The organism is Weissella oryzae SG25 (assembly GCF_000691805.2).
GTDB classification, from domain to species: Bacteria; Bacillota; Bacilli; order Lactobacillales; family Lactobacillaceae; genus Weissella; species Weissella oryzae.
Genome location: NZ_DF820496.1, coordinates 37,906 through 51,622, shown reverse-complemented (window position 1 = coordinate 51,622; position 13,717 = coordinate 37,906). Strand labels below are relative to the sequence as shown.

The following is a 13,717-nucleotide window of genomic DNA, read 5'->3' as shown; positions in this document are numbered from 1 at the left end:
GTTAGATTGGATAGCCTCAAAGCATTCTGCCTACAAGGCTGAGTCCGTATTTCTGAAAAAAATTTTAGATTTTGCTGTTTCCTATGATTTTATTGATGTTAATCCGTTTTCAAATGTTCGTTACCCCACTCCAATCGATAAACCAGATCGTTCTTATCGAGTAGATTCATACGAATATGACGAACTCTTAGCCTTTATAGACGCCGTCAAATCAAAATATGAAGAGAACAGTCTTAAATATCGTAAATATGCATACCTTCGCCTACTTGCCTTTACAGGTATGAGAATGAGCGAAGCTAGGGCTTTGTTATGGTCCGATATAGAATTTAATGATGCCGGTGCAAATATTAGTATCACTAAAACTCTTAGTCGGTCTATTGAGTCCAAAGTTATCATTAACGAACCTAAAACTAAGGCTGGTAAAAGAATTGTGATAGTTGATAAAAAAACAGCTCAAACACTCAAGCAATGGCATAACATCCAGCAACAAGCATTTATGAAAGCTGGTGTGCGCTCTGACATTGTTTTTACTAATAGGCGACTAAATAACTATATAACATCAAATCAGCCTAGAGAGTGGCTTTTAGCAGCCATCAAGGGTACTAATGTTCCGCAGATAAACATTCACGGATTGAGGCACACTTATGTCACTCTAGCAGTCCAAGCTGGAATGGATATTAAGACATTACAGGCACAGGTCGGACACAACGACATAAACACAACTCTTAACGTCTATGCTACCGTCACAAAAGATATGCGAGCAAAGACAGCAGACATATTCACATCCCTAGTTAATTTCTAAAAGACGGGACTCACTTGGGACTCATTAAAATAATTCTGTATGACGCTCTGTGAGTTTCAATGAGTCCCTTAGTGAGTCCTTTTTGAACAAAACGAGTTATCCACAAGCTACAAACGTTGATATAAAGGCGTTTGTGTACATAAAAGATGTGTTCTGCGGCAATACGACCAAGGTGGACCACTTTATGCCCCCGTGGTGCTTTAGCCAACGGCACAGCTTTGGTGAAAGTATCTGGCAAAGCTACAACTTGGTTAAAGTCAAAGTACTTTTGAATCTCCGCCTTTTGCTCCTCGGTTGCCACAATCACGCCATCAATTGCCTTGTTGTATTGCGTAAAGAGTGGCTTCAAGTACTCTTCAAATTTACGGGAACCACCAATGGTTTGACCATTACCAGCATGAATATTATGCAAGTATTGCCACTTACCAAAGGCGTTCTTAACACCAGCCAAAGCAGGCAAGAGCGATGGACGGTCATTGATAAAGACAGTTTGTTGCTGACTAGCTAACTCGCTCATAAAGAAGGTTAGCAGTTGTTCTTCATTATCAAACCGGTATGCACGGCCCTTATAATCCAATAATTTGTACATCGTTGGGTAAAGCGTGCCATTAATGTTCATATGCGTGATTTGTAACTTTGGAATGCCATTGGCATTAAAGAAAATCTGCGTACCCGCTTGACCATCATAATGGAAGTATTGCGTTGATGAACGGAAACCGCGCCGGTCCCAAATATCTTTAGCGACCGTTGCATTCATATCGTTCAAATAATCAACAGCGCCCATAATACCAACCGTTCCTGGCGCAATTGCGACTTTAGCGATTGTCCGCCCGGCATGTTTAACCAAGGTTTCATTCGCATTGACCCCTTCAATATGATAAAGCTGCTTGTCGATTGTGTCGGTAAAGCGTACCGGAACATCGGTTTCAGGCAATTCAACGACTTCTTGGAAGTAGTCATACATATTAATTACATCAGCCTGGGTTAAGCCCAGGCGGGTTAAATCGCTAATTAATGATGGATTATAGTTTCGCGTCAAAATCTTAGCTGATAAACCATTTTCATGGAATAAGGCTAACCGTTGTGCCGCTGAGAACTCTGTTCCCGAGTTTAATGTAAAAATATTTTCATTCACAAAATAATTCATTGCATTCATCTCTCTTACCCTAATTCATCTTATTTTTATTGCTCAACAATTACGTCACTAATTTTCCGTACCGCAATCGGCTAAGCAATTGCCGCCACCCGCTTAGCCTGAATTGGTAACTGCTCTGGCGTTACTGGCATGGCAACCTTGTAGGCCGTTTTCTCCGGTGCAACTGGTTCGGCTGGTAAACTAAACTCCATAAATTCAACTGGGGCCAAGTTCATAATCTTATTAACGAGCACCTTTTGCTCTGGGAAGGCTAACAACTTATCACTAGCTTCGATGCTAAAGGCCTCTGCAATCCGTGCAAAGCCTTTAACCCGCTTCAATCCATTCAGCAGAGAATCATTATCCCGAACTTGTTCGATTAATAAACGTAAATTCTTTTGAATAATGGTCTGATACTCCACCTCAATTACTTCAAGGGTTGGCATCACTGCCGGTTTAATATTAATTGCCGCGATTGAAATGCCAGTATTGGCTTGGAAGGTAGTCAACTCGGCTTGCAAGTCCTCAACCCTTTGATTATATTTCAACAAAACCTGGGCGAAACCTTCTGCATAATGTGTTAGGTCAGCAGCTAAGCGCTTTGTTAAGGCCTGCCCATAATGCTCTTCAACCATTGCCTTTAACTTATCAGCGCTCTGTGGCTGCGCTAACTGCGCGTTTTCAAGCTCCAACCAATCGGCTAACACCCGTACATTCAAATGGTCTTGATTATAGCTGTCAGTATAGTTAGCTAAGGCATTAATCAAACCAATGATACCTTGCATCCCGTCCTTGGACTGACTATCAACTTGATTCACTGCAGTTAGCTGATTAGCCGCCCCTAGGAACGCCCGATACTTATTCACCAAGGCAGCAAAACTCTGTTCACGCTGCTGATAAGCAGCCGTCAAAGTCGTCACCCGCTCTTCAAAACTCAAAAGTACCTGATCAACATCCATAGTTACAATTGCCTCAGGCTGTTGGTTCAACTCAGCAAAACTGCCGCCGACTGCTAACAAGCTGGTGTAATTATCTTGATAGGCCACCAAAGCCAGCTTCAACTCCTGAAGCAAGCCCTTTAAGTCAGCCTTCAAGTCCGTGTACTGCTCGTTCCAACCTGCTAATTGTGGCTTGTTTTGGAGCCCTTGTTGATTCTTTTTGAGGATAATATCATTCACATTAAATTCATCAACATAGTTCTGGTTGGTTGCCTCATTAATTGGAAAAGTAACTTCGGTCAGGAAGTGATTAACCTCAGCAATTTGCGCGCCTGTTTTAACCTGTAAATCGTCAATCTCCGCTTTTAGTTCGCTACCCTTGGTTAAGAATGGCTTAATTTGTGCCAGATACTTAACTTGACCATCATAATCTGTCTTGGCCACTTGATAATTTTCATCTTCCTGCTGATTACTCAACTCGGCGGCTTGATGTTCAGCCAATACCTGCTCAAAGTTAGTCATTAATTGATCATATTTGATATTGGCGTAGTTATCTAACAGGGTTTGATATTGCTCATCGTAAACTTGGTAAGCTTGCATCCAATGTTGGTATTTAGCCAACAAGGCTGTGAAAACTTCACTACTGCGGTCGTACAAAGCTTTCGCATTTAGTTTATTGGCTTGCAAATCCTTACGCGCTAAATCAGTTATCTTACTAGCCTCATTAACCGTAGTCTGGACGTTAGTAAATTCAGTCTGAAAACTGGTTACTTGGCTTGCAGTATCACTTAAGTTGCTCTTGATGTCACTTAAATTACCTTGGACTTCAGCTTGTTCTTGGGCGACTTTATCGGTAATTTTTTGCGCGCTAGCTTGAGCTGCCTGCAATTCTTGATACTTGTGCTCGGCTAGATAATACTCATGTTTCAAGGGAGTAAATGTCACCTTTATTTGTGCGTAATCTGTCACTGTCTGGGCATAATTTGCACTTAGTTCCTTGTAGCGGTCAGCTAAGGCCGTCTTATCGGTGATTAAGCTATCGTACAAACGGACTAACTGGGTTGCCACAATCTTAACCCGGTTATGGGCCGCCGTTAAGGCTTGCAAATCAGCATTATCCTGCAGGTATGCACCCTCTTTTTCATCGGAAATCGTCTTGATAATCTCGTAACTGGCATTAATTTCTTCAAAGACTGCAACCGCTTTTTGATACTCGGCCCGTACTGGCATAAAGGTTGTACTTGCCTGGTCAAATTCAGATTGTGCAGCGGCCAGATCCCTTTTCAATGTAAGTTAGAATAGTTGGGTTTGGATGCTTAGCTGCATTCATCTCATCATAACTATTGGTCAAACCAGTTACCTTGGCGGCTGCCGTCTCATAGACCTGTTTAGTTGCTGTAAATTGCTTCAAAATTGCATTAAACTTGGCTTCTTGTTGCTCATACTTACCAGCCAAATCTTTAAAACTTGGCACAATGAAATTGTAGACCGTCTCTTTTGATAATGTACTTTCCGTTAAGGTCAAAATTTTCGCATTGATTACTTTTAAATCATGTTCAAAGTGCCCCTTCTTAACCAAGACCCGCTCATATTTACGCTGCAAGGCTTCAAACTTCGTAACAACGGCATAAGCAGTTTGAAAATTATCCTTACGGGTCTGAAAGATGATAGCTTGGTCGTCATAGCGCCCTTTAACTTCTTGATAGACCCGCTGAGCATCAGCAAATTGCCGATTCAATTGTTCCAAACTGTACTTAGCTTGGTCATATTGCGTTTTAAACTTGGCATATTCGGCCGTTTTAATTTGATCTTGCTCCTGCAATTTTGCAAGCTTAGTTTCAAGCTTTTCCAAGGCAAGTTTTTTATTTAAATAACCACTAGTTAATTTAGTTTGGTTTTCATCCGCTAATTTAAATTCGACTGCTAATTCTTCATACTCCGCCAAAGCCTTATCATAAGCCGTTTTAGTTAGCTCGAACGTTTGTAAACCAATTTGATAATCCGTTTGTTGTTCAGCCAACCCCTCAGCTAATTCGGCCAGACTAGCTTGTTGTTCGACTAAGGCAGCCCGAGCATCTTGATAGTTAACTAACAGCTCATTGTAGGTAGTTAAGTGGGTTAAGTAATTTTCAATCACCACTTTACCGGTAGTATTTGCTTTAACTACCCCTGAGCCACCTATATTGCCTAGCTGGTTTTTGCCTGCCGCCTGTGGCTTGGTATTTACACTAGTTTGATCGTCTCTTCCGAATAGCAAGTCTTTAAAACCCGACCAAAAACTTGATGTTTTTAAATGTTGATTTTTCTGCATGTTCCTAGTCCTCAATCAATTAATTTTCATTGTCATCCCATACTTTGGTTAATAAATCTTCAAAAGTTAATAATAAGCTGAATAAGTGCAGGTGAGCAGGATGCTGAAGCATCCTACTCAAATATTTTTGAAAAACTATTTATCGCTAAGTTTTCGATGAAATGATGTCTTTCTTCGAAAAATTCAAACTACTTTGTAAATTGTGTCCAAACCACGCTTTACTTAGTCTTCCTTGCTTTGCTTCTTGCCCAAAGCAATCAAACCAATAGCTGACAAAACTGCACTGACTGATTCCACTACAACAGCAGTGGTGTCGGTCTGACTTGCACTAGTATCTGGCAATGCTACTAGTCCAGCAGCAGCAACTTTAGCGTGCGTACTTGCTGCAGTGGTTGAAGCCACTGTCGTTGGTACGGCGCTATTTGACGTTGTTGCGTTAGTATCAACCACACCACTTACACCAGTATTACCAGTGGTGGTAGCTGTTGGTGCTGTTGGCAACACTGGCTGCATTGGATGCACTGGTTGCAGCACTATTAGCGGCGTCAATTGCTGAGCTCATTGAACTTTGGGCTGCAGCAATTGATGACAACAATGAAGCAACTGAAGCATTATCAGGGTTAGCACTTGACAACGCACTCGTTGTATCAGCGGCTACGCTAGCCGTGTACAAGGCAGCTGATTGCGCAGCTGAACTAGCTTGTACTGCGGCTGAGTTGGCCGTTGAAGTTGCCGTTGAAGTCGCACTAGTAATTGCATTCAAAGCCAATAAGTTAGCGGCAGCTGTTGATGAAGCTGATGTGAAGACGTCAGATGACTGTTGTCCTGTTGTATTCGCAACTTCAACTGCTGAATTGTAAACGACTGCTTCGGATGCAACTTGCGCTGCTAATGAGCTTGCACTCATGGCGTTAGCACTGGCGGTACTTGCTGCCAAAGTTGCAGTTTGGGCCAATGAGGCCAAGGTTGCATCGTTTGGACTAGCTTGGGCCAATGAGTTAGCCGTACTTGCTGCTTGGGCGGCAACACTTGCTACCCCAGCGGCTGAACTTGCAGCTGAATTAACACTAGCAACAATCACTGCCGTATTAGCTGCAGCTAACAATTGGTTTGTACTGTCGCCAGTCAATGGATCACCAATGGTAAAGGTTGACGTCAATGTACCACCTGCATACTTGCTCAAATCAACTGACTTGAAGGTCAACAAGTTTGAAGTTCCATTACCCTTAGCATCCAAAGTTACTGAAATAGCAATCGTTGCCACCGCAGTCTTAACACCTGCAGCATTAGTTGCATACAAAGTTGCTGTTCCAGTTTGGGTTGATGAAGCATAGTCGGCACCGAAGATATTCAAAACAGCGGTAATATCTTGGTTAGCTGCTGCAACAACTGAACCTTGGTAGGCCAATGTGTAGTAAGCAGCACTGGCAGTAAATTCAGCCGGATTACCACTTGAAGCATTGGTCGTTCCTTGATTAGCTGCATTGGCGGCGGCACTAGCAGCGTTTGCGGCGGCGCTGGCCGCACTAGCTGCCACAACCACAGCACTGTTAGCGATTGAATTTTGCATGCTAGTAACTGCCAAAGCACTTGATGCTTGTGCAGCTAAGCTTGAAGCAACTGCTACATTACTTGCCGTTGAGTTAGCACTGGCAGCCGCAGAAGCAGATGCTGCCAAAGCTGCATAGCTAGCAGCAGCATTTGAAGCACTGGCAGCTTGACTAGTTGCAGCACTAACGGCAGCAGCGGCCGAGGTAACTTGGGCGGTTGCTGATGAAACTGCCGTAGCATTAGCGATTACAGCTGACGTTGGGTTGCTTGCCAAAGCACTTGAAGCCGCAATTGAAGCCGAATTTGCTGCAGAAACCGCTGCAGAAGCTGACAAAGCAGCCTCATTTGCTTGTGAAGCAACATCAAGTTGGTAAACAAAGGCCACATCTGAGCCGGCCACCGTAGCGACATTCAAGGCTGCGTTACTTGCCGCAGCAACGGTTGCTGTCGAAGCAGTACCAGGCACAACTTCAAAGCCAGAAATTGCGACCGCTGCTAGTTGCTCACCAGCAAACTTCGTGTAGTTATAAGTACCAAGCACCGTACCGTCAGCAGTTTCAGTTGTAACTGTCCCGGCCACGGTTGGGTTCTTCAATTGGTAAACCACTGATGTGTAGCCGGTAGTTCCAGGTGTCGAAACCACTCCTGGAGTTGCCCCAAGCTGGGTTGGTGTTACCGTAAAGGTCTCAGGTACAAAGACATTGTCTTGTTGACGTGCTGTTGTCATGGCGGCTTGACCTGCATAGTAGGTGTTAGCCGTCTTCAACCCATTTTGAATCTCACTGGTTGGGTCAGCAGCATTGAAGCCAACCACGATTTGGGCCAAAGCTGTCGCCGTGTAAGTTGGGTTCGTTGCAACACTTGCCATAAAGGTTGCCATGGCTGAATCAACTTGGGCCGCAAAGAGTGAAGCATTACCCGCAACATTGTTCAACTGCGTTTCAGCTGTACGTACTCGACCAAGCAACCCACCATAAGATGCGGCAAGGCTGGCAGCATTACTTGCTGAATTACTAAAGGCAATGGCTGAAGCTGAGTTACCAATTACCGCATAGCTTGAAGCCAATGAAGCATATGAACCAGCTAAGCTTGCACTTGAATTCTGATTAGCAACGGCAGCTGAATAAAGTGCAATGGCTGAATCAGCAGCACTAATCGAAGCGGCAACTGCACTATATGAATCAGCAGCTGCTGATGCTGAACCATACTGACCATTAGCGGTAAAGTATAGGTTCTGTTCAGAAGTAGCTGATGCGCTGTTACTTGCTGTCGTATATGAAGTTGCCAATGAACTGTAATTAGCGGCCAAAGCGGCATAAGATGATGCGGCCGTTGAAGATGCCGTGTAGTTTGATACGGCAAGCGCATACGAACTAACATCCGATTGAGCTAGGTAGCTCGAAGCGGCAAATGAGTAACTCTTAGCTGATGATGAAGCTTGGCTATAAGCAGCCGCAGCTGAAGAATAATTAGCTTCCGCAATTGGTGCTTGCGTTGACAATGCAGCATAAGAAACTGCGGCATTTGACGCTGCTAGATAGTTAGCTGCATTTGTACCAGCCAAGGTTGCTGCTTGCAAACCTTGGAAGGTATTTGTAATCAAGCTGGTCAAGTTAGTCAAACCAGTGTAAATCTTGATACCAAGCACTGATTGGTCATTATTGTAGTAAGAAGTTGCATAGGCATCATTTGAGAAGACTGGTGTTGAAGCAGCCACTTTAACTGCAACGAAAGCTGATTCAGCGGAAGTAATTTCAGCCGAAACACCATTAATCGTAGCGATTGCAGCACTAGCTTGCGTTGCCAAGTTCTCCATCAAATTCTGTACAGTTTGCCCAACTGCTGTTTGGTAAGATTGACCGTTGATACTTACTGTATAAGTACCATCAGTGTTAAGAACAACATTACCCAAGGTTGCAACACTATAGTTACCATTCAAAGCGGCTAGTGAAGCAACCGCATTGGCCCCAAGGTTATCAATCAACGTTTGCGCTGATTGTACCTTCTGGTTGTAAGCAACTAAATCAGTCAACAAGGTTGCCAATGGTGCTTCAACTTGATTAGCAGCGGTTGCTACCGTTGTACCAAAGATTGCCGTAGTTGGCGTTGGGTTTGGTGCAATTGGGTAACCAGCTGATGAAAGCAATGAAGCCAAAGCTGACAAATTAAGGTCAGCGTTCAAAGTTGTTACCAAGCTAGCCGCAACTGAATTAGCTGTGTTCTTAGCAGATGCCTCATAAGAAGCAGTTGCTGATGAAGTTCCAGCGGTTTGATTCAAAACGTTGGCGGCACTATCAGTACTTACAACTAAGTTATTTAGCCCCAATTGGTTCAAAATGTTGTTTTCTGTCTCTTGGACCGTCAACAAAGCATTCGCCAATGACGCAATCGTTGAAGTTAGGTTAGTTGCCAAGCTATCAACTGGTCCGGCATAAGCGGCACTTGTCACTGCTCCAGAAGTTCCGGCACTAACTGCTACTGCACTGTTCATTGCTGAATTGACAGCCTTAGTTGCTGCTGAATTACCAGTAAAGGTTACGTCTACAATCGCTGCTGACGAAACCATTGACTGCGTATTACCAGTTACGATCTGTTCTGCATTCAATGAAGTCAATGATTGAATCATTGACGCGTAAGTTACAGCGGTCGCCGAAATTTGTTGGGCGTTTGCCAATGACAAATTATCAACCGTTGAAACGTCATACATTGAAATCGTTGCTAAGGTCTTGTTAATGGCCGCTTGATCGGTTGCGTATGAGGCCTTTTGGATTGCCAAATCAGCATTGGCGGCTTGTTGTGCTTGTGAAGCAGCCGAAACGGCAGCGGCAATTGAAGCCACTACAGTTGAAGCACTGATGAAGGCGGCTGAATTTGTTTCACCAACTGATGCTAAGTAAGCCATCAATGAAGCCGGTACCTGCGAAGCCAAAGATGCTGAAGCAAAGACTGCACTAGCTGATTGTGAAACCGCTGAGTCTGACAACATATATGATTGGGCTACGCTAGCCGCTGAAAGCGGTACAGCAGCAACAGACAAACTATTGGCAACTGAATTAGCACTACTTGCCTTGGCAGCAGCACTCTTCATAGCTGAATTAACTTGACTATAAGTTGCACTCACTGCAGCGTAAGAAGCAGTTTGGCCGGCAGCACTAATTGCAGCTAGTGATACCACTCCAGAAGCTGAAATCATTGTGGCCAATGAAATTGCAGCTGAGTTTGCCAAGCTAATTGCACTTGAGAATTGAATCGTTGCAAGTGAAGCATCTGATTGGTAAGCGATACCGTCAAGCGCCGCATCAGCCAAGTATGAAGCTGCTAGCGAACTAGCGACAGCGGCATTCGAGATTGCTGATTGTGAAACTTGCGTTGCGGATGCCACCGTTGAATTAGCTGATGAAACTGCTGTACTTGCTTTACCAAAGTTTGATTGTGCCCCACCCAAGCTGGTCAAAACTTGTGAAGCCGCAGCACTATAACTAGTTGCCATTGAATTATCTTTAACACCCAAAGCTGAGAAGCTTGAGGCCATTGAAGAAATTGTCGCTGACTGTGCTGATGATTCAGCCGAACTAGCCAAAGAACTGATTTGGGTGCTCAAATAATTGCTTGCGTTTGATGCGCCAAGCAAAGCAGCGGCTACATAAGGTGCAGTTGCTTGGATTGATGAAGCTGCTGAGTTGTATGACGTTGTCCCACTAGCATAAAGCGAGTTGTAAACGTTTGACAAACTGGTTGCAACCCCGCCATAAACTGCCATCCAAGCTGATGAAGTTACTAACCAACCATTCATGGCATACATTGAAGTTGCCATGCTAGCAACAAGGGAAGCTTGGTAGTAATTAGATACGGTCAACGAAGCAATATCGGTACCAATATTCAAAGCTTGTTGGTAAGCTGAGTTGGTAGCTGAGATATAAGCTGATGACCCGACATCAGATGAACCCATCAATTGGTTGTAGTTAGCCTGTCCCAATGAAGCCACTGTTGCGGCTGATGACATATTTGATTGAGCAATTACGGCCAATGATGAAGCAGTGCTGGCAACTGAGCTAGCCGAAATTGCTTGTGCTACCGCAGCTGATGAAGCCACCACTTCTGAACCAGCGTTGCTCAAAGCTTGCAAAATTGCAGCACTTTCAGCCGAAGCTGGTGAAATGCTACCTGAAGCAAGCACTGCTAATGATGAAGCGGCTGACGCATAACTTGAAGCAATACTGTTATAGAAGATGAAACTTGAGTTAGCTGAACCATAACCAGATTGTGGTGTCCAAGTACCGCCGGTGGTGATACCAAGAATGGTTGTTGCTCCAGAGATATAGGCCCCAGAACCCCAGTTATAGTAATTGGCAATGCTACCATAATAAGCCGCCAATGATGTATCAACTGCAGAAGCTGATGAAGCCATGCCTGGATGACCAGCTACAATCGTGTTAAATGCATCAGTATATGATTGCAAAGCCTTACCAGCGGCCGAAGCAGTATCAGAAGGTGCCCCTGAAGATAGGCCGGTGGTAACAAAGGCACTTGCATTCAAAGACTCAGCGGCAATAATTTCAAGATCCAAAGCCATTGAAGCATTGGTTGCCGATACTGAGCCAAATGAAGCCAAGATTGTCTTAGCCGCCACATTGGTGTTACCAGATAAGGTCATCGCTCCTGAACCGTTCACGGTCAAAGAAGTCGTTGCCATACCACCAAAGGCATAACTATCAACTGGTAGAGCCCCATTTGATAGCACTTGCGCCATTTGTGAATAATAGGCTGCATCAAGTGACATCATTGAGCTCGTCAATTGGTCAATTACGACACTATTTGATGCATAGTTTGATGAACCAACGGCCGCTGACTGTGAAGTTGCTGTAAATGAACCGGTAGCAGAATCACTAGTTGTTTGTGGCACCATACTATCTGAAGTTAGATTAGTATAAGTTCCACCCGCAGTTTGCGCGGTTGTTCCCCCGGCCGTCGTTGTGCCAGAGGTTGCATTAGTTGTCGTGGTAACAGTGACATCGGCAACTGAAATCCCAGCTGAATTCATATCCGTTGGTACATTAATCGTCCAAGAATATGAACCGTCTGACATTACATTCGTGCCAGATGAGACTTGTTGTGTTTGGACAACATCAAAAGTCGTTGATGATGCTGCCCCAACACCGGCTTGAACTGCCCCGTTTGAATTCAAATTAGTATTTGAAGTCACGTTGACGGTACCACCGTTAGCAGCCTGACTCGCTGCTGAAACTCCCTTACTAGTTACAGCTGTTGTTCCGTTTGTATTAGTGGCATTAGCGGTCTCAGATGAGCCCGTTGGTGCCCCCGTTGTGGTTGTATCTTGTAATAGTGCGCCTGACGCATTTGCTACAGTTGTTGCATCAGTATAGCTGCTTGGATTAGCTGAACCAGCTGATCCGACAGCTGCTGTAACCACTGAATTAGCGGCCGACGCATTATCGCCACCTGCCGTTGCATTCGAACCTAGACCACCGGTTGCGGTATTGGCAGTTCCTGCCACAGCCGAACCAGAGGCGGTTGTCAATACATTTGCGGCATGGGCATCAGGGGATGACATCAATAATGTGCCCCCTGCCGTTAACGCAACCAACATACTTGAGGCGTATAACCAGTGTTTACCAGCTTTGTACATCCGGAAATTCTGATGTACTTTAGCATCTTTTTCCACATGATAATAACTTTCTTGCATGCTGTTCTCCTCCTCGTAATAATCAAAAAACAAAATATATTCAAAGTTTATTCAGGCTTTAATCAAGCTTTAGAACACGCTTTTATATATAATAGCATTAATTTAGTCATAATTGCAGAAATATATACTCAAAATAGATGTTTTCAATTTTTTCTTTTCAGTTATCTTGATATTTATAATATAGATTTTCTATTTTGTTTTCGCTTACAAAAATATAAATAACAAGTTTTAATAAGTCATTAATATTTATTTAAAATATTAAATACTATAAAACGGACTATTTAAAATTAAATTATTAAAAACAAATGATATTGTTTATATATTTAAATTTTTAAATTATATTCAAAATAGTTATGAACAATAAAATGAATAAAAATATAAATCGTTCGTGGATAGCATTCACTGATTTCTCAAAAATTAACTTTTTCCCATTTCTCGGTCTAAAAAAATAAGGTCAGCTACCTATATTTACGTCACTTGGTTGGTTATAATAAAGCAAAAAGGAAGCCGCTCAATGCAGATAATAATTTCACCCGCCAAACTCATGCAGACGGCATTTGATGATTTTGCACCCAAAAATCAACCGCTTTTTTTAGCCGAAAGTGCCTTCTTAGCTAACTACATCCAACAACTAAGCTATAATGAAGTGCAACAGCTCTGGCAAAGCAATGATAAAATCACGCAGTTAAATTATGACCGTTTTGCTCAAATGAACTTATATGATAATTTATCGGCCGCCATTATGACTTATGATGGTTTACAATATCAAGCTATGGCGCCTAGCCTATTAACAACCCCCGGATTAGCTTACTTAGAAAAACACTTGCGGATTTTATCCGCTTTTTATGGAATCCTACGTCCTTTCGACGGAATTACACCCTATCGCCTAGAACTACAGAGCAAGGTTAATTTTGACTATCAAGGTCAACACTATGTCAAACTCTATCCCTTCTGGGGCGATAAAATTTATCAAGCGCTTATGGCTGATAATAACGACCGGATAATTATTAACCTCGCTTCACGAGAATACAGTAAGGTGGTTTTGCCCTACTTACAGCCAGATGACCAGTTAATTAGTTGTACTTTTGCCAGCATCAAGGCTAATCAGAAACTTCAAGTTAAAACAACTGAATCTAAAATTGCCCGTGGTGATATGGTGCGATTTATGGCTGAACGTAATATAACGGACGCCGATGAGTTAAAAACTTTCACGGCGCGTGGTTTTCACTTTGTTGACAATTTATCAACAGCGGATAATTTCGTTTTTATTAAGTAA

7 protein-coding genes are annotated in these 13,717 nt (G+C 43.2%); 2 read left to right on the top strand and 5 right to left on the bottom strand.

Translation table 11 applies throughout. The annotated features are described in order from the left end of the window. Positions 1-802, top strand: an 802-nt coding sequence (locus TT13_RS08795) for a site-specific integrase (protein WP_027699641.1), incomplete at its 5' end; no start/stop codon positions are given. Between the two features lie 10 nt (positions 803-812). On the opposite strand, the gene asp1 is transcribed toward TT13_RS08795, so the two are convergent. The 5 genes from asp1 to TT13_RS08770 all read right to left on the bottom strand — a co-directional run bounded on the left by asp1 (position 813) and on the right by TT13_RS08770 (position 12,441). After that, the gene (gene asp1, locus TT13_RS08790; protein WP_052348608.1) at positions 813-1,949 is read right to left on the bottom strand and encodes an accessory Sec system glycosyltransferase Asp1; all 1,137 of its coding nucleotides are present in this window, start codon (positions 1,947-1,949) and stop codon (positions 813-815) included. Between the two features lie 80 nt (positions 1,950-2,029). Beyond that, positions 2,030-4,162: a hypothetical protein gene (locus TT13_RS08785; RefSeq protein ID WP_145912371.1), complete on the bottom strand. Its 2,133-nt coding sequence runs from the start codon at positions 4,160-4,162 to the stop codon at positions 2,030-2,032. Then, a complete protein-coding gene (locus tag TT13_RS08780) occupies positions 4,131-5,186 on the bottom strand; it encodes a hypothetical protein (RefSeq protein WP_027699639.1) in 1,056 nt (351 codons plus the stop codon). Before TT13_RS08780 ends, TT13_RS08785 begins: the two co-directional genes overlap by 32 nt. A 222-nt stretch (positions 5,187-5,408) precedes the next feature. Beyond that, on the bottom strand, positions 5,409-5,699 hold the full coding sequence (locus TT13_RS08775; protein WP_027699638.1) for a hypothetical protein: 291 nt from the start codon (positions 5,697-5,699) through the stop codon (positions 5,409-5,411). After that, positions 5,653-12,441: a KxYKxGKxW signal peptide domain-containing protein gene (locus TT13_RS08770; RefSeq protein WP_027699637.1), complete on the bottom strand. Its 6,789-nt coding sequence runs from the start codon at positions 12,439-12,441 to the stop codon at positions 5,653-5,655. The genes TT13_RS08775 and TT13_RS08770 overlap by 47 nt, the downstream gene beginning before the upstream one ends. Before the next feature lie 514 nt (positions 12,442-12,955). On the opposite strand from TT13_RS08770, the gene yaaA reads away from it, so the two are divergent. Beyond that, positions 12,956-13,717: a peroxide stress protein YaaA gene (gene yaaA, locus TT13_RS08765; protein WP_027699636.1), complete on the top strand. Its 762-nt coding sequence runs from the start codon at positions 12,956-12,958 to the stop codon at positions 13,715-13,717.

Excerpts from the sequence above, each read along its gene's own strand:
- TT13_RS08775 (WP_027699638.1), bottom strand. The coding sequence starts at position 5,699 with ATGCAGCCAGTGTTGCCAACAGCACCAACAGCTACCACCACTGGTAAT.
- asp1 (WP_052348608.1), bottom strand. The coding sequence starts at position 1,949 with ATGAATTATTTTGTGAATGAAAATATTTTTACATTAAACTCGGGAACA.
- TT13_RS08780 (WP_027699639.1), bottom strand. The coding sequence starts at position 5,186 with ATGCAGAAAAATCAACATTTAAAAACATCAAGTTTTTGGTCGGGTTTT.
- yaaA (WP_027699636.1), top strand. The coding sequence starts at position 12,956 with ATGCAGATAATAATTTCACCCGCCAAACTCATGCAGACGGCATTTGAT.
- TT13_RS08770 (WP_027699637.1), bottom strand. The coding sequence starts at position 12,441 with ATGCAAGAAAGTTATTATCATGTGGAAAAAGATGCTAAAGTACATCAG.